Source organism: Nostoc sp. (assembly GCF_036919615.1).
Classification (GTDB): domain Bacteria; phylum Cyanobacteriota; class Cyanobacteriia; order Cyanobacteriales; family Nostocaceae; genus Nostoc.
In genome coordinates this window covers 59929-86288 of sequence record NZ_JBALCN010000093.1, presented here as the reverse complement: position 1 = coordinate 86288, position 26360 = coordinate 59929, and the positions used below count along the sequence as shown (strand labels likewise).

Here is a 26360-nt window from a genome sequence, read left to right as displayed (position 1 = left end):
TGTACACTCTGCTACTTAGCAGTAATTTCCATTAATTCCACAGGAATACAGTATTTTCAATCTCAGACAAAATATCTCATAGTTACTGACAAAAAGCAAGTTCAGCAGCTATCGGATCACAATTTATTCGGTCATTCCCAGTCTCTGACTGGGAACAAGGCGAACTCCAAACTCCTGTACAGACACGATTAATCGCGTCTCTCCAAACTCTAAACTCCTAACTTTTTACGTCTTTGGCGTCAACACCGAGTTTTTAACCAAAAGTTCCACTGCTGCTTGATATTGCAGATCCGCTGCTGTTCCAATTTCTTCGCGGTTAATTGGATCTTGGGAAATCACTTGATCCGGTTTAATACCTAGTTTGTTAATATCCCGGTGTTGAGGAGTTTCATACTTAGCAATTGTAACTGCCAAGCCCGAACCATCTGATAATTCAAATAAGGATTGAATTAGACCCTTTCCGAAGGTGGTTTCGCCTACCAACTGGGCCCGACCATTATCTTGGAGTGCGCCAGCGAGAATCTCACTCGCACTAGCAGTTCCTTGATTCACCAAAATTACCAGAGGATCGTTCGTCAGGGCTGGGCCAGACGCTTCAAAACTACCTTGAATGCCTTGTCGGTTCACAGTGTAGACGATTGTGCCAGAGTCTAACCACAGACGGGCGATTTCAATTCCTGATTGCAATAGCCCCCCAGGATTATTTCGTAAATCCAGAATGTAGGCAGCAGCGCCTTTTTTTTCTAGACTAGAAATAGCGTGTGCCAATTCCGTTGAGGCGTTGGCATTGAATTGAGTGAGGCGAAGGTAGCCAATAGGCGTATCTGCCGTGGAAACACGTAATTCTGAAACCACAGGGTTAAGAGCAATGCGATCGCGTATAAGTCTAATTTCCTTTTCTGCCTCTTTGTCCCGTTCGATCAGGAGAGTGACAAGGCTGCCACTCGGCCCACGCATTCTGGTCGCAGCTTCATCAAGGGTAAGATTTTCTGTAGAAATGCCTTCAATTTTGAGAATGCGATCGCGTGGTCTAATTCCCGCTTTATCTGCTGGTGAACCTGCTATCGGAGCAACTACTTCCAACTTCCCAGTCTCAGGGTTCAGGGCAATTTGCAATCCTACCCCAGTCAGTTCCCCAGAAGTATTGACCTGTAAGCTGCGGTACTGTTCCGGATCTAAAAAGCGGGTAAAAGGATCGTCGAGGCTCTTGAGCATCCTCCCAATTGCTGTATAAGTGGCATTTGAGTCGGTGAGCGGCTTTTCCAGAGCCTTTTGCCGGACTACCGCCCAGTTTTGATGATTAAACGTCTCATCTAAATAAGTGCGATTAACAATTCGCCAAACTTCCGAAACCAGCTTTTGTTCCGTGGTCAAAGCCACCGCTGGCTGGGTGAGCGTACCAAACGTCAACCAAAACGCCATTAGCAATGAAAATCCAACCCGAAAGACTTGTTTGTTCATGAACCCCATTATCAATTCCACCTCAACCCAAATTGCCTAGAAATGCTCAGTTGCCCTGTTGTTGATGAAATCTATCTCTCGATTATGTTACTTTTTTTATAGAAGTGGTGCATTTTTCTCATCAAGTTGTTCAGTCAACTGATGCATCGTATCCACTGACCAAAAGATAAAATCTACTTTGTGTCCACCATTTTCTGTGTAGGGGCCTAAAGAGATCGCAATATATTCCGTCTTTACAGAGTGTAAAGTTTCTGAAGTCTCTTAGCACGCTGAGAGCTCACAAGCTTTCCAAAAGACTCCCCTTTACTAAAATCCCAAAATTGCTAATTGGGAGAGAAGTCTGAGCGACGGGAAGACAGTGCTGCAAAAGGATTTCCAACGCCAGTCGCTCATGGGGGGAACCTCCTACAGCCCTTCGGGCATCCTACGGCAGGCGCTAGCCTCTGCCTTTGGGAGAAGACCGCGCTGGCTCCTTTGCAGGCGACTGCGTTAGCGAAGCGTTAGCAAGCTTGCGTTCGCGCAGCGTCTCGTAGAGAACGTCACCCAAAAGGGCTTCTGCCGATTCAGAACTTCGGAATTTATCAACCGCAACCGATTCTTAGGGACTTGAGATTGTATGGCCAACGTTTCCGACTGGTTTGAGGAACGCCTAGAAATTCAGGCGCTCGCTGAAGATGTCACTAGCAAGTACGTCCCTCCCCACGTCAATATCTTTTACTGCCTGGGTGGAATTACACTGGTTTGCTTTCTCATCCAGTTTGCCACTGGATTTGCCATGACGTTTTACTACAGGCCAACAGTCGCTGAAGCTTTCTCCTCAGTGGAGTACCTCATGAATGAAGTCAACTTCGGCTGGCTAATTCGCTCTATCCATCGCTGGTCTGCCAGCATGATGGTATTGATGATGATTTTGCACACCTTCCGGGTTTACCTGACTGGTGGTTTCAAAAAGCCCCGCGAATTGACCTGGATAAGTGGTGTCATCCTGGCTGTGATTACCGTTTCCTTTGGAGTCACCGGCTACTCCCTACCTTGGGACCAAGTTGGCTACTGGGCTGTGAAAATTGTTAGCGGCGTACCAGAAGCAATTCCCGTGGTTGGTGTTCTGATCTCCGACCTGCTGCGCGGCGGTTCGAGTGTTGGTCAAGCAACACTAACTCGTTACTACAGCGCACACACCTTTGTGCTGCCTTGGTTGATTGCAGTCTTCATGCTGTTTCACTTCTTGATGATTCGCAAGCAAGGCATTTCCGGTCCTTTGTAATCTCAGCTATTAGCCAAAGGCAACATTTATCAGTTTTCAGATGAAGTTGTTTGTTCTAAACTTATGAAACACAAGAAATTAATTGCACATAAGTTCTCAAAAACAAACACTTGTATCTGAAGCCAAAAGCTGTAGAGACCCTTCAGGCGGCTGACCGTAGATAAACAAACGAAACGCTGTTAACCGCCTGTTAGGGTTGCCTAGTAGCTGATAGCTTTCACAAATGCTTTAATTTAACTAAGCAGGAGAGCACATTTAAAAATGTCAACACAAAAAAAACCTGACCTGAGCGATCCTCAGTTAAGAGCCAAACTCGCTAAAGGCATGGGTCACAACTACTATGGTGAACCCGCTTGGCCTAATGACCTACTTTACGTCTTTCCAATCGTGATCATGGGTTCGTTCGCTGCGATTGTGGCTCTAGCTGTGCTAGACCCCGCTATGACCGGTGAACCAGCAAATCCTTTTGCTACACCATTGGAAATTTTGCCAGAGTGGTACTTGTATCCAGTCTTCCAGATTTTGCGATCGCTTCCTAACAAACTTTTAGGAGTGTTAGCAATGGGTTCCGTACCACTGGGGCTGATTCTCGTTCCCTTTATTGAGAACGTCAATAAATTCCAAAACCCCTTCCGCCGTCCAGTTGCAACCACAGTATTCCTTTTTGGTACTCTTGTCACTCTGTGGCTGGGTATTGGTGCTGCCTTACCATTGGACAAATCTTTGACCTTGGGACTATTCTAAATTAGTCACCAGAAAGTGCTTTGACGCCTGTGAGTTTCAAGAGCATATGCAAATGTGCTTTTGGAAGAAACCTACAGGCGTCAATTTTAACAACAAAGAATCCTTAGCCTAGCCTCTTCTCTACCTTGGGCTGCGCCAACGAGTCATCAGCCAAGGGGAGCTACTGTGTTACTCATATAACCAAAGTTGTAGCAAGTAGTCAAGGGCGATAGCGCGGCCTCTTCAAGTCTTTCAGCGTCACCCGTACCCCTACTCAAAAGCCAGCTACGCGTAGGGAAGGACTCCTGAATAAACGGTACAACACCCCGCTAAATTGAAAATTTGCTGCAAAACAATTTAGTGGTGCGTCTGTGTTGAAAAGTGACGCTACACACAGTCGAAGAGGCTTCACCAATGGCGGGAAATGACGCAATACACTTTTCACTGCGTCGAACAGGTGGCGCTAACAGATGTCTGACGACAAGCCGAAGAAGCGTCTACGGCGCTTTGCCTTTAGGCGTTCCCGTAGGGTAGCCGCCCTCCGACTTTCCGCTAAATCCTTCACTAAAATATTGCTGAGTTCTGGATTCTTTTTTAATAGTCCAGCTTGGATTTTGGATTTTAAGTTTTGGATTGAAAAGCTATTCCAAAATCTCAAATCACCAAAAGTCACCAAATACAAACATTCTTCACTTAACTTAACGTAAGTTGCTAGTTACAACCCTCGTAATGCCAAAATAGTTGATGTTTTGTATTTTGGTACACAGAATACCTCAATTGAGATTTTTCTATGTCAGAGAAATTTGGCGCTATTCGCAAAACTTAATAACTAGCAACTTGGGTTTACTTATATTTAAGTCACAGTTAATGCTTAGTATAGTGGAGCAAGACCATTTGACGGTTAAGAGCGAACTCAGTCTCCTAAACCAGGTGCAAGAATGGTTCGAGCAATTTTGTTTGCAACATTTATCTCAACTTGGCTGGTCAAAAACCCAACTTGATCGCCTCAATTTAGCATTAGCAGAAGGCTTTACCAACGCTGTTCGTCACGCTCATCATGCTTTACCGCCAGAAACAACCATTGAAATTAAGGTTTATCTGTGGATTGACCGACTAGAGATTAGAATTTGGGATTATGGAAAGCCTTTCAATCCTGATGCGATCGCAGAGCCAGAGCCAGGTACGCTGCAAGTAGGCGGCTATGGATGGTTTCTCCTGCGGCGGTTGGCTGACCGTGTTATATACGAACGTGGTGCAGATGGTAGAAATTGCCTCCTCATCGTCAAATACTCTGTAGAAGTACAAAAGTAAAGGAAGGTAAAAATACTTCTGATGCCAATTTGGGGTTTTGAGCAAAGGTGGAGTGTAGCTAAGGAGTAGCAGCAACGTGGAAGGCTTGTCTTCTCTACGAGACGCTACGCGTAGCTTGATTATACTTAAAAAGTACGATCAACAAAACTTTTCCCATAGTCGCCGCGCCAGGGACGGAGATTTTGTCCAAAGTTGAGTCACTCACTGCAAAACAGAAGCGCGAGCAAAATGAGTCTTTGCTCAAATATATAGTTATTTGATTTACAAAAGCATACTCCTTTTTCAATATTATTTGGATTTGAGTCATATATTTTTTACGTTAAATTGCTTACTTATGATGATTTTTTTGTCAAGCCTCAAAGAATATTGTTGTATAAAAAGAATTAGTGGATACAGTAAAGATAGCATTCGAGTTACACCAGCTCCCTTGTTAAGATTTGTCAGCAGTGTTGAGAGCCTTATTTTTTGTTCTCCAACAAGTACCACTTGGTGCTTAAAGAGATAGGGGAATAGAAGACATATAACTAAGACAGCCCTAATTACTGGAATTACTGGTCAAGATGGCTACTATAGCAGTCCTAAATCATATGTGAAAACTTCTCTTTTTTTTCTTCTCTTCGAGACGCTTCGCGTTGGCGGAGCCTCTCGCAGAGAAGGCGTTCTTGGTGACTTGGCAGTTTGTTCATTTTTACAACTCATTTAGGATTGCTATATCTCAGCTATTTGCTCCTTAACCGGGGTTACTGAGCTGTAAGATTAGTATCCCCACATCGACAACCTAATTTGGCAAAACTGGGAACACTGGCAAATCAGGTAAAAATTTTTCCGGTTAACTTGAGGGATAATCCGAGGCTGTTGACAGCAGTTGAACAGCTGCGTCCCCAAGAAATTTACAACTAGTAGCTAACCCCAGTCAAGCTAAAAGAAACCTTGGCCGGGAACCCCAAGTCAGCTTTGAGGAACTTTTAGAAATTAAATGGTAAAAACAGATTTAGAGCGGTTACAAAGCGGTGCGTTGGATGAAGTCCTTGCCACAGGCATCGCGCCCTTACTGCAAGTGTAAATAACCTAACATGCACATCACTACAGTGACAGAAAACTTAAAGTTAGGTGATAAAGTTAACAAAAAAACTAACCATGTCTTCGTGTTTTTAGAAATTTTTGCCCACGAAGGTGGTATTCAATCATATATAAAAGATATTTTTCGCGCCTATCTGGGATTGAGCCAAGCCTACAAGGCAGAAGTCTTTTTACTGCGAGATAGTCCAGATAGCTTAAACCCGTTTGAAGAGGAGAACTTAAAATTTCATTACTTTAAAAATCAGTCTCCCTATTTGGGGAGACTGCAAATGGCAGCAGCTTTACTTAAGTGTCTATTACAAAGCCGTCCGCAGCAAGTTTTCTGCGGTCATATTAACTTAGCAGTATTAATCCAAACTCTTTGCCAGCCCTTGGGGATTCCTTACACCGTGCTAACTTACGGCAAAGAAGTCTGGGAACCGCTGAAAAATCAAGAACGTCGCGCTCTGACATCAGCAGATAGAATTTGGACAATTAGTCACTACAGCCGCGATCGCGCTTGTGTTGCTAATGGTCTAAACCCGAAAATGGTACAGATGATGCCTTGTACAATTGATGGGGATAAATTTACTCCTGGTTCCAAGCAGCCAGAATTAGTCAATAAGTATGGTTTAATTGGTGCTAAGGTGTTAATGACAGTAGCACGGTTATGGTCAGGAGATATTTACAAGGGTGTAGATGTAACGATTCGGGCATTACCACAAATCGCTGAAGTTTTCCCAGAAGTCAAATATTTGGTAATTGGTCGCGGTGATGACCAACCGCGATTAGCTAAACTTGCAAAAAATTTAGGTGTGAGCGATCGCGTTGTCTTTGCTGGTTTCGTTGCTACAGAAAAATTAATGGAACATTACCGCCTTGCTGATGCCTATATTATGCCTTCGCAAGAAGGCTTTGGCATTGTTTATCTGGAGGCAATGGCTTGTGGAGTACCGGTGTTATCCGGTGACGACGATGGCTCCGCTGACCCCTTGCAGGATGGTAAACTGGGATGGCGAGTACCACACCGCAGTCCTGATGCTGTAGCAGCAGCTTGTATAGAAATGCTTCAAGGGGATGACCAGCGTTGTGATCGAGAGTGGCTGCAAGAACAGGCGATCGCTCTGTTTGGCATGGATGCCTTTCAACAGCACTTGCAAAAAATGCTTCTATCCTCAGTAATCAATTCCATTTGAGTCCAAATGACTAATGACAAATGACTAAAATCGCTATCCTAGAAGGAGAGCAGGACGAAATTTAAAAAATGAGCTTTAAGTCATTTCAATTAAATCTTTTAAATCTCCGCCCTTGGCTCACCCTGCTGGCAGTTATTTGGTTGCTGGCATCATTGGGCTTGGGTTGGTTGGTAATTATTTTCGGGTTACTGTTGTTGGCACCCATTGCGGCTTTTTTTGGCTTTCGTTGGTGGCTGCAACGTAACTTAGTTGCTGATCAGTGTCCCGTCTGTCGATATGAATTTACAGGTTTAAATAACAGTCAGTTGCAGTGTCCTAACTGTGGGGAGTCGCTGTTAGTACAAAATAGTCATTTCCAGCGCTTCACACCAGAAGGCACAATTGATGTCACTGCTGTCGAAGTTTCTGCCAAATCACTGGAAGATTAGTTATTGGTCATTAGTTATTAGTCATTAACAAAGGACAAATGACTAATGACTATTTCTTTGCGAGATTGAGAGGGTGTAGCTAGATTGTCGTTTGGATAGTTCGCCGACATGCACCAAGTATTGTCCTGGCTGCCAGAAACCAGAAACTTCTGGCTTACCTCCAGAGTAGCTATCTGCCATTACACAAAAGCGCCCCCCTGGCCCGTTGATCAACAGTGTTGGCTTCCCTTGGCTTTCTACTGTTAATCGCAAATAAGGTAGTGACTCTGTAACCTGGATAACTTGATTGGGTTCAGTGGTAATATTGCCACAGTTACTTTTGACAGTTCCCCCAGACTTTCCCTTTAAAACTAGTGGATCTGGTTGGAAATTCCGATTCACTTGGATTGTTGATGTTTGTGCCAAATTAGCCTCAGTGAAAACCAAACTCATCGCCAAAGCTGTGGGAACAATTGCAAGTAGCCTAAGCGTTTTCATTTTAATTAATGCTCCAGATTTTTTCTAGAGCAATGTTGTTATTTAGTCTGATTTAATAGACGGCAGTAATCCGTCTTGGTTCCAAAAGCGGTCGTATAAAGCAATACTATTCAGTTAAGGATTATTGTGAAGATTTGATGGGTGTAGAGACTATTAATCGTGCAAATTATCTATGTTCGGTGTTGCTTTTGCACCAAAATATTTTATCCGACATTCCGTACTTCAATCCCTAACACGCTAGTATTCTAAAAATCATCATAATAAATTTTATCTGCCCAGAAAGTTCTTGCACGCACAGACATTAGCTAAAATCACTAAGACAACCACCAAAAATAGAATTTGGTTGGTCTGTTGTCGAACAAGTGTGCTAACTGAGGTAGAAAAGATTGATGAATCCTCAACCAGAAGAAGACTTACAGCGTCGCCTTGATCAGCTAGAGACAGAGATTAATTCCCCACCAGGGGTGGTTCCACAACCACAAAAACAAACGCCTCAGTCTGTTTTTGCCAAATTGAACTTGCAACTGGAGCGATTTCAGATTTGGTTCAACGGCTTATCTGGGGCGAAAAAGCTGGTAGTTTCGGGTGTGACCGTGCTAGTAGCCTTGGTAATGCTGCAAACAGTGTTTAAACTGATTGCATCTGTAATCACTCTGGCGCTTTTGGCAGCGTTGGTGTATGTTGGATACAAATTTTTTGTGTCTAGTAGCTTTCAACGCAAGCAATAAGTTGATATGCATTTACTTGGCACTCTGCCCGTTGTGATCAGGTCAGGAGCCAGAATACAAACGGCTCCTGACTTATGACTCCTAAATTCTATTTCAACATGCTTTTCTTTTTGCCGATTAGCTTAGTCTATTTTAATTGTGCCGATCGCGGCAAAGAAATAATATCAAAGGGAATTATTCGATGACGTCACCAATTGTCAGGAGAAGTAATCAATCTCGTCAGTCAAAAGAACCGGAAAGAGCCAATTCGCTGTTGCTAGCAAGTAGGCGTTTTGCTGCTTGGGCGGCTGAAATCACACTAGTGGTTGCCAGTGGGTTGATTCCCTTCGGCATTGGTGTCTATGCCAATTCTAGAAGCGACCTTAACCGAGTGCCGCTTAACCCCGTGCTGGTAGTCACGGAAAGAGCGATCGCCAGACCCCTGGCTCTGCCTGTGAGCTATGGCATCCGTAACGTAGCATGGCCGACTAATATTTTATGGACAATCGCCCTATTAGCGCCTGTAACTCTCTCATGGTGGCAATTGTATTTACTAGCTAAGACTGGTAGCACAATTCCTAAACGTTGGTTAAAAGTGCAGGTTGTCAACGAGCAAGGGATGCCGCCCGGATTGGGGGCAGTTGTGATTAGAGAAGGAGTTGGACGTTGGACTGTACCCATTTCCATCGCCTATCTGCTGTGGCGCTACAGCTTTGCTTTTCCTAATTTAGGATTATTTACATTTTTGTCTTTGTTAATGATTGTGGGTGAAGGGATAGGCTTACCGTCGCGCCGGGGGCGTCGCGCACTACATGATCAACTTGCAGGCACTTATACAATAGATGCACTCTTAGCTAGTAACAAACAAGCTCAGTCTGCTGGCGGTAATGATCAAGCAGAAGAATTGCAAGAAGGAAATGAAGAATTAGCGGCAGCCCAAACCAACCAGTCACCTAATCTATGGCGGCAGATACAGCAAAATCCTAATCTAACCTTGTTTGGGGTAGGGCTTACAAGTATGACGGCTGTGTTGGCAACTTTAATCGGGACTCAAGTTTATATCCAAATTCAACAATCCCAGCGAGCAACTAAGCAAATCAACAGCCAACAGTTCCTCGAACTTGTCAAACAATTGAGTCCCAACTCTGGGGCGACTAATGAGCAACGCCGAAGCGCAATTCTGGCTATAGGTGGTCTTAATGATCCACAGTCTATTAAATTCCTGGCGGATTTATTGGTTAGCGAAACCAACCCCAGCCTTTTGGATACGATTCAACAAGCTTTGACAACTGTCGGGCCCCAAGCCATCCCGGAACTAAAAAATAAGAATCAGTTTTTGGTGGGTGAACTGGAGTCTGTGGGTAGCACTGCAACCCAAGAACGGGAATTGCGGCAAGGGCGGCTACAAAGAAATCAGCGAACGATCAACAAGATTCTCTCTGTTTACAGTGGTAAAATCGAGGGCGTTGACCTGAGTAGCACCCAATTAGGTCAAAGCGGTACTCCAGGAAGTTCCTTCTTCAACTTGGTACTGGATAACATTGATTTATCAGGAGTTAAGTTAAAATCTGCAAATCTTAACCAAGCTAGTTTGAAGGGTAGCCGCTTTCGAGGCGTGGGTGAAGATGGACGCTGGGATACTTACGACGATGCGATCGCTGATTTAAGTCAAGCTCAGTTGCAGCAAGCTAATCTTACTGATGCTAACCTCAGTCGCGTCTTGATGAACCGTACCGATTTGAGCCGCGCCACTCTCAACAGAGCCAACTTATCCAACGCGCGTCTATTTGAGGCTAAACTCAACAGCACCCAACTAGTAGGAGCCGATCTGCGAAACGCAGTCTTGGAAAAAGCCAGCTTAACTGGAGCAGATTTAGGCGACGCCAAATTGAACGAAGCCAACCTGTATGCTGCGCGTTTAGGTCGCGCCACTGCCATCGGAACACAATTATCCTTTGCCAATTTAACTAATACTGATTGGCAAGGGGCAGATTTATCAGGCGCCTATTTGGATCGTGCTAATCTCAGCAATGCTAACCTGGGCGCCACTCGTCTAACTGGTGCTGTTTTGCGTTATGCCCAGATGGAAAACGTTAACTTGCAAAATGCCGACCTGAGTCTTGCAGATTTACGAGGGGCAAATGTGGCAGGAGCAGATTTTAAGGGGGCAATTCTCGCCCCTAGCAAACAAGATCCAGCAGATCAATTTGTCCAAACCCCAGATTTAGGTTCAGTATCTGCCGTAGTCCAAGGAGTTGATTTTTCTCAAGCCAAAAATTTAGATGCCAAGCAATTAGCGTACATTTGTACTCAAGGAGGCATTCATCCCCGTTGCCCGTAGAATGGAGGGGGCAGGGGGAGCAGGGGAGGATGAGGGAAGAGTTTTTCCCAATACTTCTCTTCTTAGGCTGCGCCCTAAGCGTAGCTATGCCGCAGGCTTTACGGCAACGTCTCACAGTAAGCCTGTCGAAATGCTCAGTACAAGTGCCCCATGCCGAATGATAAATGACAAATGACAAATGACAAATGACAAATTGGTGTGAGGAGTTCGGTTATGAAGTATATTCCATATTTGGTTTCAGTTTTGGGGGCTGGCTTGGTCTTGAGTCTGGCGAGTACTAAACCAGTGCAAGCTCAAGTAGCCTATGGCAGTTATATCGGTATAGGCCCCACTATTGGTTTTACTGATGGTATCCAATTCGGGGGGGTTATAGCGGGACGCTACAAGCTTTTGGAAGCGCCAATTTCACTCCGTGCCCAAGTGTTAATTGGTAATAATACGGCAGTTGTGCCAACGGTTTCCTACGATTTACCGCTCAACTGGCAAGCTGATGCCTACCTGGGTGCTGGATTAGTGTTGGCTGGTGGTGGTGGATCTTCTCCTGTGGGTGACAAAATTAGTTTTGCTTTACAACCGGGCATTGATTATATGATCCCAAATAGCAATACTGTCCTTTTTGGTAATGCTATTATCGCTTTTGATGCCTACCGTGATAGCGGTGGTACAGCTATCTCTGTACAAGGTGGTGTTGGTTTGAGATTTTAATGGGCAAACAAAAATCCCAGAGCGATCGCTATCCCTAAAAAGCGTTAAACTTCATTGCAAATTAAGAAGTTAGTCCAAACAACGTGATAATTTTTGGTCATGAAGAGAGACAGCACAGGATTAACACAGGAGAACACAGTGGCAATGGAATCAAATTTATTAACAGATGCGGGCGCAGATGAAGTGAATCAAGATTTCAGTGAATATGTCGCCAACTTACAACTTCACATGACTCTGCAAGCTCGCAATCTTGTTCCAACCCTGAAGCAAACACTAGTAGATAGTCGCCAGCAATTACTCCATCAAACCCAAGCCCACTTTGAAAAGCTAGTTTCTCGACAAGGGCTATAAATATATACAAATTTTAACAAAATTCAAATAAAATAAAGGCAGATGTTGTTGGGTCAATGCCAATGGTGTTCTCACAAGGTCTGCTTTTTCTGCTTTTTTTAAGTATTAAGTTACTAAAATCACCCTTTTGGCGCAATAGAAGGGGCAGAAACTAGTTAAGATTATTGCAGCGGTTGCTTTGAAGAGCAGTTAGTTAAGGCTAAATGCCGGCTCGAATTAAAATGACTTCATTACTTCCCCGAAACCTCAGCGTTGTTATCCGACCAGTCCAATACCGGGATCTGGACGGAATTGAGCGCATAACTCAAGAGTCATTCGCAGCCCTCACTCCGAAGGGAGCAGGTTTTGCCATCAGCCAGATGCAAAGGCTGCGTCGCTGGTATGGATTACTCAAATTTTTGAGTTGGTTTCCTAACCCGCTACAGTATCGCCTCTGTGCCTATGTCGCAGAGCAAGGGCGGATGCTTCTAGGAATGATTCAAGTGTCACCGTTTAACCGGACACGCAGCACTTGGCGAATTGATCAAGTGCTGTTGGAGCGTGGTGTCGATAAACAAGGAATTGGTTCGCAACTTTTGCGTCATTGCTTTGAATCGATTTTGGAAGCTCGCACTTGGCTACTGGAAGTTAACATTAACGACATAGAGGCGCTGGCACTATATCGACAAAATGGATTCCAGCGTCTGGCAGAAATGACATACTGGGAAATTGGGCCAGAATTACTGGTTGAATTGGCACAAGCAGAGCCAGACTTGCCCAACCTCATGCCAGTGAGTAATGCTGATGCCCAATTGCTATATCAACTAGATACAGCATCTATGCCACCTCTAGTACGTCAGGTTTTTGACCGTAATACCCGCGACTTTAAAACCAGTTTGTTCGGCGCTTTAACTGATGCAGTGAAGCAATGGCTGACCAAAATGGAAGTAGTGAGTGGTTACGTATTTGAACCCCAACGCAAAGCTGCGATTGGCTATTTTCAGGTGCAACTTGACCGTAAGGGTGAAGTTCCCCACGTTGCAACGCTGACAGTTCATCCTGCTTATACCTGGCTGTATCCAGAGTTACTATCTCAACTAGCTCGGATTGCCCAAGATTTTCCCCAGCAAGGGTTACAACTAGCTTCCTCAGACTATCAGGCAGAGCGAGAAGAGTATTTGGAACGAATTGGAGCAAAACGCATAGAACATACATTAGTTATGTCTCGCTCTGTGTGGCACAAACTACGGGAGTCTAAATTCGTCTCCTTAGAAGGAATTCAGTGGACTGATATGCTGCAAGGTTTACAACCGGCACGAAAACCTATACCAGGTGGAATGTCATGGGTACAACCACCAAAGTTGCCATCGTCAGATAAACCACTGCAAAGCTTGTCAGAACCGATTAACTTTTCGGGAAAAAACCCTAGCATGGAAGCATCGCCGATTCCGGAATCAGCAGATGCACAGCAGGAGAATTAGTGTGATATCCCAGGAGCAACCCAAACCGTTTATTTCAGCGTTGGGACTAGATTTCGGTAGCAAGCGGATTGGAGTGGCTGGGTGCGATCGCACGGGTTTAATTGCCACGGGGATCACTACAATTGAGCGCACATCTTTTCAGCAGGATGTCGAGCAAATCCGACAAATAGTTAATGAACGCGAGGTGCAAATCCTGGTTATGGGCTTACCTTATTCAATGGATGGCTCACTAGGATTTCAGGCCCGTCAAGTTCAGAAATTTACTATAAGACTTGCCAAAGCACTAAAACTGCCTGTGGAATATGTGGATGAGCGATTAACTTCATTTGAAGCAGAGCAACTGCTGATAGCTGAAAACCGCTCCCCGTCACGCCATAAAGGTTTGATTGACCGCAAGGCAGCCGCTTTGATTTTACAACAATGGCTGGATGTTAAACGTGCTAAATCCCGCAGTTCAATGGTGGCTATTGAGTATTGATACCTTTTAACATGATATTCTGAAAACGATTAGCCAGCAGTTGTATCTACGTATAAAGCTATTTGATTCACATAATATGTAATTAAATAGTTCAGCGATTGACAAACTTGCTGGTATTTATTAAATTTTTACATTTCGGCTATGTTTTCCTCTCCATTCCCTGAAGAAAATGATAACGCTCATGCGGGTTCCATCACTTTGACCGATGACAAAGGGCGATCGCTCGAATGTTACATAGAGCATTCCCTAGAGGTAGATGGACAAGAATACGTTTTGCTTCTTCCTGTAGACTCACCTGTAGAAATTTTTTCTTGGGAAGGTGACGGTGAGGAAGAAGAAGCAGTTCTGGTAGAAGACGATAATATCATTGAGCAAATATTTGCTAATGCTCAAGCTGTACTATCTGAGCAGAACCTGATATTGAAGAACACAGCCTATGCTCTGACAGTTGCAGGTGATTTACCGCCAGTTGAAGAATCAGAACTCTTCACCTTAGAAATCGAAGACGAAGAAGCAGATTTAGAGCCAGAGCAATTACAGCTACTCGCTAGCTTTTATGACGAAGATCAGGAGTATGCAATTTATACACCTCTCGATCCCCTGTTGTTTTTTGCACGGATAGCAAAAACAGGTGAACCTGAATTACTCTCTCCAGAGGAGTTTCGTCAAGTGCAACCTCTGTTAGAGGAACATCTTTTTAATGAAGTGGAATAAGATTAAAAATTCAAAATGAAAATGTAACATTTTGAATTTTTTAATTGGGAATTTTCATGGTAATCAAAATCTACTTAAACCTTTTACTATGTCCGATTAAATGTGGAAGCAATGAAACATTGATCTAAAATTGGGATAGTTTGTGTTATTTAAGATTCTGAAAAAAGCATTTTGGCAAGGATTTTCAATTCGATTATCCGAAATCCAAAATCCAAAATCCAAAATCCAAAATTAGGATGAGGTGCTGAAAATGGCTTACAGCAACTTTACATTAAGTAAATTTAAAAAGTCATTTAGCATCCTGTATTGATGAAGAAACTGATTTATGTGCCGACATAGAACCTTTACAGCCAAGTGAGAAACTCACAAATTCTTTAGAAGAAACTATAGAACTGGCTTTAGCAATTAATACTGAAAAAGCCCGTTCAGAAATGATTATCACTCCGATATTGTTGGAGGTAAGACGCAGGGCTAATTATCCAATTAGTTTATTTTCAGGAACAGATTTTAATGTAGATATAGAAAAAGGTCTGAATGGCTATTGTGACTTTATCATCAGTCGTTCTAAAGAGCAACTAACAATTAATCTGCCTGTGGTGGTTATTATTGAAGCAAAAAATGAAAATATTAAAGCTGTATTAGGTCAATGCGCGGCGGCAATGTTGGCAGCACAATTGTTTAACCAATAAGAAAGAAATGAAATTAGTAAAATTTCCGGTGCGGTAACAACGGGAGATATTTGGAAGTTTTTGAAGTTAGAAGAGAACGATATATTTATTGATTTGAGTAATTATTACATCAAAGAAATAGATAAGATTTTAGGGATTTTATCTCAAAGTGTTCAGGGAGATATTCCAGGATGGAGTTCGACTAACTAAACTATATTGGGTTATGCTCATTTGTCTGAGCTAGTTAAATTTGACTGTTGACTATGATCTGGAACAATCTTTTACAGCCTGACTTAATTTTAGAGGGTTCAGTGTTGAACCTAACACCAGATATTATCCAAAAATACGGGCTTAAGGGGCTGGTATTGGATGTAGATGAAACCTTAGTACCCTTTAGAGTCGGGGTGGCTTCACCAGAACTACAATATTGGGTGGAGCAAATTCGTGCCAGTACTGCATTGTGCTTAGTCAGTAACAACCTGAGTGAAGCGCGAATTGGTGGAATTGCACGATCGCTCAACCTACCTTACTACTTAGGTGCAGCCAAGCCTTCCCGACGCAAAATTAGGGCAGCACTTAGGGCAATGGATTTACCAGTGCATCAAGTGGGGATGGTGGGCGATCGCTTGTTTACCGATGTTTTAGCAGGTAATCGCCTGGGAATGTTTACCATTTTAGTCGAACCGATTGTTCATGCCGATGTGGCTTTTTACTCTCATCCCGTCCGCAACTTTGAAGTTTGGATATCTGAAATTCTAGGAGCCTCTATTACCCCTAAGAAAAAGAAGATTCACAAAAGTTGAGAAATCGTCAGGAAAGTAAATCTAAAGAAATAATTAAGAAATTTTCATGTGATTCAAAAATCGGGGATCATAAGTATTAATAACATAAGGTCAGCCAAAAAAGACCCTAACCCATACTAAATAAATATACATATGTAAAGCGTCAGCCTTCACTATAGAGGGATTGGCGCTTTACAATTTTGGATTTTAGATTTTGGATTTTGGATTGAATCTAAAATAGACTTCTCTATGGGTAGATTTAAAGCCTAAAACCTAAAAGGCTGTTTTCATAGGTTTAGTCTGTTCGCGTAGCGTGCGCCTTCAGGCAGGGCGTAAAAAAACTCATGCAAAATGTCTAATCTGAAATTTGAAATCTGAAATCTGAAATCTAAAATCTAAAATTGAAAGATGCCACTAACAATTGTTGTCAAAATCGGCACTTCTAGCCTAACTCAACCAGAAACGGGACAATTAGCACTTTCTACGATCGCTACCTTGGCAGAAACACTTTGCCATTTAAGACGCCAGGGACATCGAGTGATTTTGGTTTCCTCTGGGGCTGTGGGGGTAGGTTGTGCACGGTTGGGTTTAACTGAACGTCCCAAAGCGATCGCACTCAAACAAGCTGTAGCAGCAGTTGGACAAGGCAGGTTAATCCGTATATATGATGATTTATTTAATACTTTACAACAGGCGATCGCCCAAGTATTACTAACTCGCAGTGACTTAGTACAGCGCAGCCGCTATCTCAATGCCTACAACACCTTTCAGGAATTACTGGGACTGGGAGTGATTCCCATAGTCAATGAAAATGATACCGTAGCAATAGACGAACTAAAATTTGGTGATAATGACACCCTTTCGGCATTGGTTGCCAGCCTAGTAGAAGCAGATTGGCTATTTTTGCTTACCGATGTCGATAAGCTGTACTCAGCCGATCCGCGTTCTGTACCTGATGCCAAGCCGATCGCTCTAGTTAGTAGCATTAAAGAATTGGCTCAATTACAAATACAAACAAGTTCCCAAGGTTCTCGCTGGGGAACTGGCGGTATGGTGACAAAAATTTCGGCTGCGAGGATTGCGATCGCGGCTGGAGTCCGTACCGTAATTACCCAAGGGCGATTTCCCCGGAACATCGAAAAAATTATCCAAGGTGAACTTATTGGGACGCATTTTGAACCGCAACCGGAACCAACTTCTGCGCGTAAACGTTGGATAGCTTATGGTCTTGTACCTGCGGGTAAATTGTATTTAGATGAAGGTGCGATCGTGGCAATTTCTCTAGCGGGAAAATCGTTATTAGCAGCTGGAATTAAAATATTAGAAGGAGAGTTTGCCACACAGGACGCTGTACAATTGTGTGACACCAACGGTAACGAAATTGCCAGAGGACTTGTGAATTACAACAGCAACGAACTGCAAAAGATTTGCGGGCGTCATTCACGGGAAATTCCCACAATTTTAGGCTATGTCGGTGCAGAAACCGTGATTCACCGAGATAATTTGGTTTTGACTTAGGATAGAAATAAAATAAATTTCGTGACTACTAACTGGGAGAGTAAGAAATATTATGACTCAAATTTAATGGCTCTACCATCATAGAAGCGATCGCCACAGCCCCCCACAAAGGCGCATCATCACCCAGTACCGCCGGCACAATTTCAAAATAAACTTCCGGTAAAGCTGTCTCCCGCGCCACCTGACGCATCACCTGCCAAAAATCCTCCCCCGCCTTCGTTACACCACCTCCCAACACAAAGCGCTGCGGATTCATCAGGTTTGCCACATTGCCAATACCTACACCCAGCGCCCAAGCAGCCTTATGCAAAACTTCCTTCGCTAAATCATCCCCAGCCGCCGCTGCCTCACTTACTAACTGCCCTGTCAGCAACGTTAAATTATCCCCTACCAAACCCCTCAAAACCTCTCCATCTCTGAGTCCTTTGCGCCTCTGTGGTACCCTCCGGGAAGCCGCTGGTGCATCTACGTTTTCCAAAATTTCCCTAACATTTTGCGCCATATAAGGCCCCGAAGCCAAACGTTCCACACATCCCCGCTTCCCACACAAACAAACTGGCCCAGCAGGATCTACAACCATGTGTCCAATTTCGCCAGCCATGCCACCTGCACCCCGCCAAGGCTGGCCGTTGAGTATCCAACCACCACCCACGCCAGTGCTGACAGTTATATAAAATAGGCTATCGTATCCCTGTCCCGCACCAAAACGATGTTCTCCCAAAGCAGCAACATTAGCATCATTGTCTACACCAACAGGAACACTAAACTCAGCCTCCAACAACCCTTTGAGGGGAATATTTTCCCATCCGACGACATGATGAGATAGTCGCACCGTCCCTGTGGAAGAGTCTACTGGCCCCCCAAAACTAACACCGATCGCAGCAGGTTTTGTGTCTTCCAGCAGCGAGTAAATCAGCGATCGCATAATTTCCAAGTCAGTACTAGCATTTGCATTCGCCGGCGAGAGACGACGTTCATAACGCAACCACTTTCTAGAACCGATATTTACCAATGCTGCCGCCAGCTTAGTCCCACCAAAATCGAGAGCTAAAATTAATGTCATAGTTTTTTATACCTCTTTTGAATTATTACAATACGTCGTTTCTTTCTCAAGAAAGATGTTTGCAAGCAAAATAAATTCAACACTATAAAAACGGCATAATAATTTAGTAACTTATGACTCCCGATCAACCCAATCCACTCATCGATTTCTCTCACGCCAAAGAACCTCCTCGCTCTCTTGATATCCATAAAGCTCAAGAGGCAGATCCCATTGAACCAGACGAAGTTAGTGGACAGAGTAAGCAAAACCCCACTCCTGATGATTTGAATCGCCAAGATGAAGATCCCAGAATTGGCGGTAGTCAAATAATTAGTGGGAATATTTCAGCTGGGTAAATAATTATCATGACTAAGTTACTCACCTGTTTGTGAGTTAAGCACTCCATCAACAAACTGTTGCAATCGCTCATAATGTGAACCTTTCCAATAAATGCGATCGCAGTCTTGGCAACGCTGGAATTGATCAATCTGCGATCGCACATTCTCTGGCACTTGGTTAATAATGGATTGCTTTTCTACAGGTTCTAATAATCCATTGCAACGCAAACACCGTTTAAATGGTGAGATTAATTTAAACAAGTCGAAGCGTTGTAGTACTTCTATGATTTGTTGTTGAGGGTTAGTGTTTCTAACGTAATACCCATACGTTACCAAACTACGCATCAACAAACCTTTATCACGAGTCAAGAGAATCCGCGCTTGGCTGGAGGATATCTTAGCTAATTTCTCATCCTCGTAGTCATTGCGGTATAAAGTATCAAAACCTAAAAGTCGTAGAGATGTCGCAAGCTTCCCCAAATGAATATCTAAAACAAAGCGGATAATACTGAGCGGTTTTGGCAGAACAGAAATGCTTGGTATAATAACACTCCTAGCTGAAATTGGATAAACATTGATCATATCTCCATCCGAGACAATGTAATAAAAATTTACATATTCACCATTAACATTTATAAAATCAATTTCTGGATGAGGGACACCCAACGACTCAATCATGTCCTTAATTGAGGCTTTCTCCTCAAAGAAATGGGAGATTCTTACCTGCTTATGATGTCGTGGTAAAAAATGATTTAATTCTGCGTGAAAATAGAAATATGCGATCGCCATAGCCACAGATATTTGGATTAATAGGGGCGGACAGTTGTGTGCTGGCAATAATAGGACTTACGCAAAAAACCTCTCAAACTCTTATTCCTCCGTGTCACGCCAGTTGCTTTAAGTTCCGTTAACCGCATCGCCCTTGGCGTCTCCCCTTCTCCCAAAGGGAGAAGCTAACGCCAAGGGAGAAGGGCGCACTGGCTTCTCTGCGGACTCTGTGGTAGACTGCGGCAAGCCGCTTCTCTACGTTCGCGCAGCGTGTCGCAGACAGACGCTACGCGTAGCTTGCTTCTCCGTAGGAGTATGCGTCTACGATTTTCCGTTACCTGTGCGTAAGTCTTGAATAATTTGCCACAATTGCAAAAATTATCTATTATATTCAAACTAGAAATGCTTCTTATAGTGAGCTATCTCCACTATAAAATGTCGGTTAACCTTGATTTTAACAACCTCCTGAAGGCGACAAACTGTAAAGAAGTTATAAGGATTGTCAAATACTTGCATTTCTTATTGACTTCAGTTACAGTCAATGCAGATGCCCAGAATCAAACCCTAATGTAATGTGTTTTTCAGGAAGTTAGATTAGGTAATATTGATTATCTATGAAGTTACATAGAACAATTTGCTCAGAGCAACTTGTCTACCAAGGTTGATTTTGTGCAGCTTCACAAAGAATTGGTATAAAAGGGTAAATTTCAGGTTAGTTAATGTTGATGTCAGTGACGCTGCTAATTATTAGTCATTGGTCTTGATTATTAACTTATCATACATGAAGTAGGGGCACTAAAGCATCATACGTGTCAATCAATTTTGGATTTGGGATTAACGATTTTGGATTGACCCTGGTCACGTTAGCGTAGCGGGACGAAGTACAGGTACTTGGCTCTGATAGCGTAGCGTTAGCGACGTAGGAGCGTCGGATTTTGGATTGACGATTTTGGATTTATTTCGCCCACTAGGGACGGAGCATGAACCAAAAAAAATCTAAAATCTAAAATCTAAAATCTAAAATCTAAAATCGGCACAATAAACTTAAGCGCAACCCCTTTAAACCCTCGTTTCCAGCCAGTGGCTAGGAAATACTTCTCATTGGGCTACTGCCTCAAGACTGGCGGCAGCAGCCCTCCCATTAGGCATTAAGAGTCCGAGACTTCTTCTCGATACAATCTCTAAAAGCTTGTTCTAGACAGGCTTTTGCCTTAAGTTGACATCAATGCTAAAGCATTTACCCCTAGCTTAATTGTCTTTATTTTTTCTAATCTAATTGAGAATAATTTGCAGTATGTATACATCTACAGATACATTAAAAGCAGATAGTGTGGAAAAAGTCTTAAAACACTATTGTCTTACCAAAAGACTGGCTATTTATCAAACGTTTCCGCATCTACCTTTAGAAATATGTTCATTATAAGATCACCACAGAATGATATCTTTATGTGTAAAAACAGGATCTGTAACTAGCTATGTAGATAATTTCAGCAGAACTTTAAACAAATAGGTTGCTGCTAGCAATATTTTTGATTGTAGTATCAGCTACATCGATATTGTAAGCAAGTTATTCGCCAACAACTCTTAAAGTTGCTTTGCGTCTACGCACAAGATTGAATATATTTGATTTTGAGAAAGAAAATAAGTTTAGAAAAGCCGGTTTCAATAAGTGAAAATTTATAAAATACCAGATAACAATAAAACTAGATACAAAATTAACACTGCTCCTACGGAAAAATATCTCTTGACACTGTTTATCTCTATTATGGAGAATTTATTAACCGGAAAGATGTTGATCAAAAATGATGTTATAAAGTGGCTACTTAGTTTGAACTGGGAAATACATATTGTTCTTTTTTATCTCCTTGAATGAAGGATATTGTAGCTAGGAACACAATTGTACTTTGTAATACCTTTTGTCCATAAAATATGCTAATGAGTATAGCTAGATGAATACTTTTTTTTGTTCTGACTCTTCACGGCAAGCAGGAGAAGATGTTATTGGTAGCGCTACCAATTCCCAAACCTATATTTTAGTTGAATGTCCTCAACCTTGGACATCAGAAGTATTTAATTCCAAATGGGTGCCCCAGAATTTGAGAATTTTAGTAGAGAAAGTGAAGCGTGCTAAACTACCGATTAGATTCCTCTTAATTGCTAATGATTTATCACATAAAGTAAACCACACTACGCTTTTGATTTATCAAAAAAAAGAGGGGTTAAGTAATGGATATTGCAAGCAAGAGTTGAAACTAGCAAATATTGAGCAAGTAGCAGCAGTTCTCCAAAAATGGTTACAGGGTATCAGTTATGATTCTGAGATAGAAACTAGTGTAATTAGAGATATCTTAGTATGTACCCACGGTAGCTATGATAAATGTTGTGCTAGATATGGCGCTCCTTTTTACTTTTATGCTACAGCGACTATTGCTGATTTGTACTTAGATAATGTGCGAATTTGGAAATCATCCCACTTTGGTGGACATCGGTTTGCACCAACAGTCATAGACTTGCCAGAAGGAAGATACTACGGTGTTCTCGATCAAGATTCATTTAGATCGATTTTGACCCGGACTGGCGATATTCAATGCTTAAATAAAGTCTATCGAGGCTGGGGAGTTCTGCCTGCTGCACTTCAGATTTTGGAAAGAGAACTAATCCTCAAGAACGGATGGGATTGGTTTAACTACAAAGTTGCAGGCAAAATTTTGGAGCAAAGTTTAGACAATAATACTATTCTAGCTGAACTAAGTTTTGAACAACCTTCTGGTTCTCTCTACACTTACCAGGCTAAACTTGTGAAAGATGAAACTAAAACTCAACAACTGAAGAGTTCATGCAATGCTAAACAAGAGTTGGTAGTTACTAAATATGCTGTAGCTAGTCATTGGCTTACCTCTAGTAAGGTGACGACTTATAGTACGTAAAAACCTGGGGTATGGATCTACCAGTAATCTACAGCAGGAGTCAGCCCCTGCGGGGAAGTCAAAAGTCAAAAGTCAAAAGTCAAAAGTCAAAAGTCAAAAGTCAAAATTAAGCTTGACTATAAACAAATTTATAGTAATGGGATAACTCCTCACTTAAATTCTAAATTCCGAATCGAGATTAAGGCATATTTAAGACTTTTCGTAACAGCACTTGGTCTTCTAACTTGGCTTTTAGACGACCATTTTCGATATCTCGAATCCAGCTTTGGCTTTTACCTGTGAGCTTTGCCAACTCTCTTTGGGAGAGATTCAAATTTTTTCGCGCCTGCAAAATCTGTTCACCTAGCAAATCGTTTGTAGTTTTGGGCTTCCTTTTGGCTTTAGCTGTTCTTGTTTTCTTTTTTTCTGATTCTGAGATTTGCTGTTCCCATTCTGGTGGCAGTTCAAAAGCCAAAATCCGCGCATTCATTAGCAGATTCCACTTCCCACGGGGGCCTGTGTCTGTGAGGCGAGTTTCAGCACCACCGTCATTAGTCCAAAACTCCAATGCTTCATCTGGATCTTCGGGAAGATCAACTAACTTCGCCCACAAAGGTTGAATTTCTGGTGGGTAGGTAACTGGGTCGAAAAGTGGTTTCATTCCATAGTGATTGAGAATTTCCAAATCGCTTTCAAAAGTTCGCAGCAGACGTTTGCGTTCTTCCCGTTGTCTGGATGCAAGGGCAACTTTTTCTTCACCGTAAGCAATCCGCAGCAAGGTAGGAATGGTGATGCGTTGTTCCTTGCCCATTTTGGTTTTAAACAGCAACCACAGCATTAATCGGACTGCGCCTTCATGTTGCTGCCAAATGCTCATGACTGTAGTTAGCAGGGTTTTGGGGAGACTACCGTATTGATAGAATGCGGTTCGCTCTTTACATGCTTGTTTGTTTAAGAAATATTGTGCCCAAATACCTGCTTTTACTTTAAAAGTTAGCCCAATAAGATATTTGCATCCAAGATTGTCTTCTTGAAAGTGATGCTGAATGTCCACCAAGTGCCATAAGCGGCTGCCTGTAACAGAGAATCCGTTAATTCGACCTTGTTGGGGCCAGTCAATCGAGATAATCAGTGAGCAAGCTTGCTGAACGATATTTTTCATTAAAGCCAGCTTGGCAGCTTTGCTCAAGTCTTTGCGTTTCTCCATCCCCAAATATTTCTCAATTTGTCGTTCATCGATCGCAAATTCTTGCTCCCAAGGTTGATCTAAGGCTGTGGCATAAGCCGCAAAAATTAGATGTATGCAAGTGGCTCTGATGTCAAGTCCCTCAATTGCTCCTAAATCTGTAGCCTTGTCGCTAACTTTGAATGGATCTTGGATGTGAAAAGCGATCGCACCTCGACCTTGGTTGACTTGTCGGCTGTAACACAAATAACCCTCTTCATCATTTTCCCAATGTAGGGATGTTCGCTGCGCTAGTACATTACAAGCTTCCCAAATAGCGATCGCCGAAGCAAATGGGTTATTCTTGCCGTTAGAAAACAAGTCTAAGCTAGTAGCATCTCTCGGTTCAACTTTGCATCTCCCCTTTTTTGCTTGCCAGCGAATCGGAGAATTAGTTGGACAAGCTATTACACATTGTGGTTCTGAATAATAGCCCTCACAATTATTACAAAGACCAGGATCAACCCAGTATTCATTGTTTTCTATTTTGATTGCACCCGTAGGACATTGGGGGCGGCAGTTATCACATCCAACGCAACTGTTGTTAGGAATTGTATAAGGCATATGGCTCTCTTCCCACTCTAATCGTTGAGATGTCTGGCTCAGGTCTCCCCTGGATGAGTCCTGTTTATTCATGACTCGCTACCACATTATCTTTCTGGCGAGAATAATCTTTTCTCACCACACTCACTCCCTACATCCATATTTTGACTTTGCATCCAATTGGAAGCTATTTAAGGCTTTCAAACCAAGCCTAATAAAACTTCTTTATTAACTATACATTTCATAAAAGAAATGATTAATTTGTTCGTACTGAGCTTAAAAAAAAATCTTAATATTTATTTAATTAGATAATTAATAAATATTTTTGCTTTAACTATAAAACCTTATACAAAGTCTTTTTAGGAGAAATTTAAGCCTTTTATAATTGGATTTACTCTGATTTATTAATAATTTTAATATTTGATATCTGATAATATTCTGCTATATAAATCATAGTTATTTTATAAATTAATCCTGTTGATTTAATAGACTAATAATATTTATTTTATCAACATTTATCTAAATAGTTTAATTAAACTTGAATTGAAAGTTGTTGCTTTATAAAATACATATTGCATATATAGAAATGTAACTAATAAACATCTGTTTTTGTATATATGTATACTGTTTGTCTAGATTTATTTGTCTAAACCTAAAAATATTTGAGAAAGAATATCATCAATCTTCTGGATATAGTTACATTTGCTATAAATAATAGTTAAATCGGTAGTTATAAACCGCATCTAGACGACGAATTATCCACCTTTGTGGGTTTCAAACCCTCAATTTTTCCTACTCTTGTTCCTATGCTCTGTATGGGAATGACTGATTGGGGGCTACTGCCTCCAGTCAGACATTGAGTCAGAGACTCAATGAATGCGTTCCCATCCGGAGCATAAGAACGAGGGAAACTTCAATATTTATCATGATTATTGGCAATAATTTTCATCTGTAACTTTAAATAAAAATAATTTGTCAATGTGTTCAAAGTCATCAAATTTTGATGAGATAAAAGTAATATTTGAATATCAAAAAAAGAAAATATTAGGATAATATGATGATTAAGCTCCAAACAGATTGACAGGCAAAATTGCCGAGGATTTATTCATGGCACAACTCACTGGTTTGACATTTGGCGGTAAGACTTGGACACCAAAATTTGCTCAGGAAATCAATAAGGAAAAATGTATCGGCTGTGGCAGATGCGTTAAAGTATGCGGGTACAATGTGCTAGGTTTGAGGGCACTCAATGAAGAAGGGGAATTTGTGGAAGATGAAGATGATGAAGAAGTTGAACGGAAAGTAATGGCAGTTACTTCTCCAGATAACTGTATTGGTTGTGAAGCGTGTTCACGAATTTGTCCTAAGAACTGCTACACCCATGTTGCATTAAACAATTAAGGTTTTTGGAGTTAGTCAAAATTGCTGTTCATTCAAGAAGGCACTGTTAGTAAAAAGCGCAGATGCACTAGGCAAGGAAACTTGAGGGTAATGCTAAATATTTACTGGAGCTAAATAAAAAGTTCACAGTAAACAAATCCGGAAATAGCCAAATGTTAGCTATTAACAAATTTCAACTTGCTGCTAATATAGCCTAATCAATATTAGGGCTAACAGTGTCCTCTTGGAACAACTAGCTTTTCTGGAAGCAGGGGGCTACCTTTGTCATAGGAGTGGAAATATAATTTGTAATTTTATGGGGGAAAGATATGGAAAAAATCTGGAAGTTTCCCCCTTTTTTTCTAGCTGCACGTTAGAAAGTTAATAAGTGAAAACAAAAAAACGCTGCCCTGTGAAAGGGACTAGGGACTAGGAACTAGGGAATGAGGAATCGGGAATAAGTAACAATGCCCAATGCTTAATACCTAATACCTATACCAGAAAATCACACCTTT

At 42.1% G+C, this 26360-nt stretch carries 23 protein-coding genes and 2 pseudogenes; 20 read left to right on the top strand and 5 right to left on the bottom strand.

Annotated features, from left to right (window positions below):
• Window positions 1–225 precede the first annotated feature (225 nt).
• Window positions 226–1470: a carboxyl-terminal processing protease CtpA gene (ctpA, locus tag V7K48_RS26655; RefSeq protein WP_335076961.1), complete on the bottom strand. Its 1245-nt coding sequence runs from the start codon at window positions 1468–1470 to the stop codon at window positions 226–228.
• Between the two features lie 607 nt (window positions 1471–2077).
• Between ctpA and petB the strand changes: the two genes are divergently transcribed.
• From petB to V7K48_RS26620, 7 genes and pseudogenes are all read left to right on the top strand, one after another.
• Entirely contained in the window at window positions 2078–2725 is a 648-nt protein-coding gene (gene petB, locus V7K48_RS26650) for a cytochrome b6 (protein WP_334970679.1), read from the top strand.
• 261 nt (window positions 2726–2986) lie between these two features.
• Entirely contained in the window at window positions 2987–3469 is a 483-nt protein-coding gene (gene petD / locus V7K48_RS26645; RefSeq protein ID WP_335076959.1) for a cytochrome b6-f complex subunit IV, read from the top strand.
• 449 nt (window positions 3470–3918) lie between these two features.
• Complete coding sequence (locus tag V7K48_RS26640; RefSeq protein WP_335076957.1) at window positions 3919–4155, top strand: hypothetical protein; 237 nt, start codon at window positions 3919–3921, stop codon at window positions 4153–4155.
• 160 nt (window positions 4156–4315) lie between these two features.
• Window positions 4316–4759, top strand: a complete 444-nt coding sequence (locus tag V7K48_RS26635; RefSeq protein ID WP_335076955.1) for an ATP-binding protein — start codon at window positions 4316–4318, stop codon at window positions 4757–4759.
• A 678-nt stretch (window positions 4760–5437) separates the two neighbouring features.
• Window positions 5438–5656: pseudogene (locus V7K48_RS26630) on the top strand (hypothetical protein); the annotation flags it as partial.
• A 176-nt stretch (window positions 5657–5832) separates the two neighbouring features.
• Window positions 5833–7014 carry a glycosyltransferase family 4 protein gene (locus V7K48_RS26625; protein ID WP_335076953.1) on the top strand — a complete coding sequence of 394 codons (1182 nt, stop codon included), beginning with the start codon at window positions 5833–5835 and terminating at the stop codon, window positions 7012–7014.
• A gap of 68 nt (window positions 7015–7082) precedes the next feature.
• A complete protein-coding gene (locus V7K48_RS26620; protein ID WP_335076951.1) occupies window positions 7083–7442 on the top strand; it encodes a hypothetical protein in 360 nt (119 codons plus the stop codon).
• 42 nt (window positions 7443–7484) lie between these two features.
• Here the strand turns inward: V7K48_RS26620 and V7K48_RS26615 are convergent, their stop codons facing one another.
• Window positions 7485–7919 carry a hypothetical protein gene (locus tag V7K48_RS26615; RefSeq protein ID WP_335076949.1) on the bottom strand — a complete coding sequence of 145 codons (435 nt, stop codon included), beginning with the start codon at window positions 7917–7919 and terminating at the stop codon, window positions 7485–7487.
• A gap of 389 nt (window positions 7920–8308) precedes the next feature.
• On the opposite strand from V7K48_RS26615, the gene V7K48_RS26610 reads away from it, so the two are divergent.
• The 10 genes and pseudogenes from V7K48_RS26610 to proB all read left to right on the top strand — a co-directional run bounded on the left by V7K48_RS26610 (window position 8309) and on the right by proB (window position 17643).
• The gene (locus V7K48_RS26610; protein ID WP_335076947.1) at window positions 8309–8647 is read left to right on the top strand and encodes a hypothetical protein; all 339 of its coding nucleotides are present in this window, start codon (window positions 8309–8311) and stop codon (window positions 8645–8647) included.
• Between the two features lie 181 nt (window positions 8648–8828).
• On the top strand, window positions 8829–10967 hold the full coding sequence (locus V7K48_RS26605) for a pentapeptide repeat-containing protein (protein WP_335076945.1): 2139 nt from the start codon (window positions 8829–8831) through the stop codon (window positions 10965–10967).
• A 213-nt stretch (window positions 10968–11180) separates the two neighbouring features.
• On the top strand, window positions 11181–11672 hold the full coding sequence (locus tag V7K48_RS26600) for a hypothetical protein (protein ID WP_334970696.1): 492 nt from the start codon (window positions 11181–11183) through the stop codon (window positions 11670–11672).
• A 144-nt stretch (window positions 11673–11816) separates the two neighbouring features.
• Window positions 11817–12023, top strand: coding sequence for a hypothetical protein (locus V7K48_RS26595; RefSeq protein WP_273769525.1), 207 nt, complete (start codon window positions 11817–11819; stop codon window positions 12021–12023).
• A gap of 203 nt (window positions 12024–12226) precedes the next feature.
• The gene (locus V7K48_RS26590; RefSeq protein WP_335076943.1) at window positions 12227–13483 is read left to right on the top strand and encodes a GNAT family N-acetyltransferase; all 1257 of its coding nucleotides are present in this window, start codon (window positions 12227–12229) and stop codon (window positions 13481–13483) included.
• A 1-nt stretch (window position 13484) separates the two neighbouring features.
• The gene (ruvX, locus tag V7K48_RS26585; RefSeq protein ID WP_335076941.1) at window positions 13485–13961 is read left to right on the top strand and encodes a Holliday junction resolvase RuvX; all 477 of its coding nucleotides are present in this window, start codon (window positions 13485–13487) and stop codon (window positions 13959–13961) included.
• A gap of 141 nt (window positions 13962–14102) precedes the next feature.
• Window positions 14103–14675, top strand: coding sequence for a DUF3727 domain-containing protein (locus V7K48_RS26580; protein ID WP_334970702.1), 573 nt, complete (start codon window positions 14103–14105; stop codon window positions 14673–14675).
• Between the two features lie 250 nt (window positions 14676–14925).
• Window positions 14926–15553: pseudogene (locus V7K48_RS26575) on the top strand (hypothetical protein).
• Between the two features lie 53 nt (window positions 15554–15606).
• Window positions 15607–16146: a YqeG family HAD IIIA-type phosphatase gene (locus V7K48_RS26570; RefSeq protein ID WP_335076939.1), complete on the top strand. Its 540-nt coding sequence runs from the start codon at window positions 15607–15609 to the stop codon at window positions 16144–16146.
• Between the two features lie 387 nt (window positions 16147–16533).
• The gene (gene proB, locus V7K48_RS26565) at window positions 16534–17643 is read left to right on the top strand and encodes a glutamate 5-kinase (RefSeq protein WP_335076937.1); all 1110 of its coding nucleotides are present in this window, start codon (window positions 16534–16536) and stop codon (window positions 17641–17643) included.
• 28 nt (window positions 17644–17671) lie between these two features.
• Here the strand turns inward: proB and V7K48_RS26560 are convergent, their stop codons facing one another.
• Entirely contained in the window at window positions 17672–18706 is a 1035-nt protein-coding gene (locus V7K48_RS26560) for an ROK family protein (protein WP_335076935.1), read from the bottom strand.
• Between the two features lie 113 nt (window positions 18707–18819).
• On the opposite strand from V7K48_RS26560, the gene V7K48_RS26555 reads away from it, so the two are divergent.
• Window positions 18820–19041, top strand: a complete 222-nt coding sequence (locus tag V7K48_RS26555) for a hypothetical protein (protein WP_335076933.1) — start codon at window positions 18820–18822, stop codon at window positions 19039–19041.
• Window positions 19042–19059: 18 nt separating this feature from the next.
• Here the strand turns inward: V7K48_RS26555 and V7K48_RS26550 are convergent, their stop codons facing one another.
• Window positions 19060–19812: a Mut7-C RNAse domain-containing protein gene (locus V7K48_RS26550; protein WP_335077166.1), complete on the bottom strand. Its 753-nt coding sequence runs from the start codon at window positions 19810–19812 to the stop codon at window positions 19060–19062.
• A 1928-nt stretch (window positions 19813–21740) separates the two neighbouring features.
• Between V7K48_RS26550 and V7K48_RS26545 the strand changes: the two genes are divergently transcribed.
• Window positions 21741–22718, top strand: a complete 978-nt coding sequence (locus V7K48_RS26545) for a sucrase ferredoxin (protein WP_335076931.1) — start codon at window positions 21741–21743, stop codon at window positions 22716–22718.
• A gap of 178 nt (window positions 22719–22896) precedes the next feature.
• Here the strand turns inward: V7K48_RS26545 and V7K48_RS26540 are convergent, their stop codons facing one another.
• Window positions 22897–24486, bottom strand: a complete 1590-nt coding sequence (locus V7K48_RS26540; RefSeq protein WP_335077164.1) for a helix-turn-helix domain-containing protein — start codon at window positions 24484–24486, stop codon at window positions 22897–22899.
• A 1086-nt stretch (window positions 24487–25572) separates the two neighbouring features.
• Here V7K48_RS26540 and fdxB point away from each other — a divergent pair.
• Window positions 25573–25866 carry a ferredoxin III, nif-specific gene (fdxB, locus tag V7K48_RS26535; RefSeq protein ID WP_335076929.1) on the top strand — a complete coding sequence of 98 codons (294 nt, stop codon included), beginning with the start codon at window positions 25573–25575 and terminating at the stop codon, window positions 25864–25866.
• The last annotated feature ends 494 nt before the right edge of the window (window positions 25867–26360 follow it).

Coding starts and splice junctions, on each gene's coding strand:
- ctpA (WP_335076961.1), bottom strand. CDS start 1,470: ATGGGGTTCATGAACAAACAAGTCTTTCGGGTTGGATTTTCATTGCTA.
- petB (WP_334970679.1), top strand. CDS start 2,078: ATGGCCAACGTTTCCGACTGGTTTGAGGAACGCCTAGAAATTCAGGCG.
- petD (WP_335076959.1), top strand. CDS start 2,987: ATGTCAACACAAAAAAAACCTGACCTGAGCGATCCTCAGTTAAGAGCC.
- V7K48_RS26640 (WP_335076957.1), top strand. CDS start 3,919: ATGTCTGACGACAAGCCGAAGAAGCGTCTACGGCGCTTTGCCTTTAGG.
- V7K48_RS26635 (WP_335076955.1), top strand. CDS start 4,316: ATGCTTAGTATAGTGGAGCAAGACCATTTGACGGTTAAGAGCGAACTC.
- V7K48_RS26625 (WP_335076953.1), top strand. CDS start 5,833: ATGCACATCACTACAGTGACAGAAAACTTAAAGTTAGGTGATAAAGTT.
- V7K48_RS26620 (WP_335076951.1), top strand. CDS start 7,083: ATGAGCTTTAAGTCATTTCAATTAAATCTTTTAAATCTCCGCCCTTGG.
- V7K48_RS26615 (WP_335076949.1), bottom strand. CDS start 7,919: ATGAAAACGCTTAGGCTACTTGCAATTGTTCCCACAGCTTTGGCGATG.
- V7K48_RS26610 (WP_335076947.1), top strand. CDS start 8,309: ATGAATCCTCAACCAGAAGAAGACTTACAGCGTCGCCTTGATCAGCTA.
- V7K48_RS26605 (WP_335076945.1), top strand. CDS start 8,829: ATGACGTCACCAATTGTCAGGAGAAGTAATCAATCTCGTCAGTCAAAA.
- V7K48_RS26600 (WP_334970696.1), top strand. CDS start 11,181: ATGAAGTATATTCCATATTTGGTTTCAGTTTTGGGGGCTGGCTTGGTC.
- V7K48_RS26595 (WP_273769525.1), top strand. CDS start 11,817: ATGGAATCAAATTTATTAACAGATGCGGGCGCAGATGAAGTGAATCAA.
- V7K48_RS26590 (WP_335076943.1), top strand. CDS start 12,227: ATGCCGGCTCGAATTAAAATGACTTCATTACTTCCCCGAAACCTCAGC.
- V7K48_RS26580 (WP_334970702.1), top strand. CDS start 14,103: ATGTTTTCCTCTCCATTCCCTGAAGAAAATGATAACGCTCATGCGGGT.
- V7K48_RS26570 (WP_335076939.1), top strand. CDS start 15,607: ATGATCTGGAACAATCTTTTACAGCCTGACTTAATTTTAGAGGGTTCA.
- proB (WP_335076937.1), top strand. CDS start 16,534: ATGCCACTAACAATTGTTGTCAAAATCGGCACTTCTAGCCTAACTCAA.
- V7K48_RS26560 (WP_335076935.1), bottom strand. CDS start 18,706: ATGACATTAATTTTAGCTCTCGATTTTGGTGGGACTAAGCTGGCGGCA.
- V7K48_RS26555 (WP_335076933.1), top strand. CDS start 18,820: ATGACTCCCGATCAACCCAATCCACTCATCGATTTCTCTCACGCCAAA.
- V7K48_RS26550 (WP_335077166.1), bottom strand. CDS start 19,812: ATGGCGATCGCATATTTCTATTTTCACGCAGAATTAAATCATTTTTTA.
- V7K48_RS26545 (WP_335076931.1), top strand. CDS start 21,741: ATGAATACTTTTTTTTGTTCTGACTCTTCACGGCAAGCAGGAGAAGAT.
- V7K48_RS26540 (WP_335077164.1), bottom strand. CDS start 24,486: ATGCCTTATACAATTCCTAACAACAGTTGCGTTGGATGTGATAACTGC.
- fdxB (WP_335076929.1), top strand. CDS start 25,573: ATGGCACAACTCACTGGTTTGACATTTGGCGGTAAGACTTGGACACCA.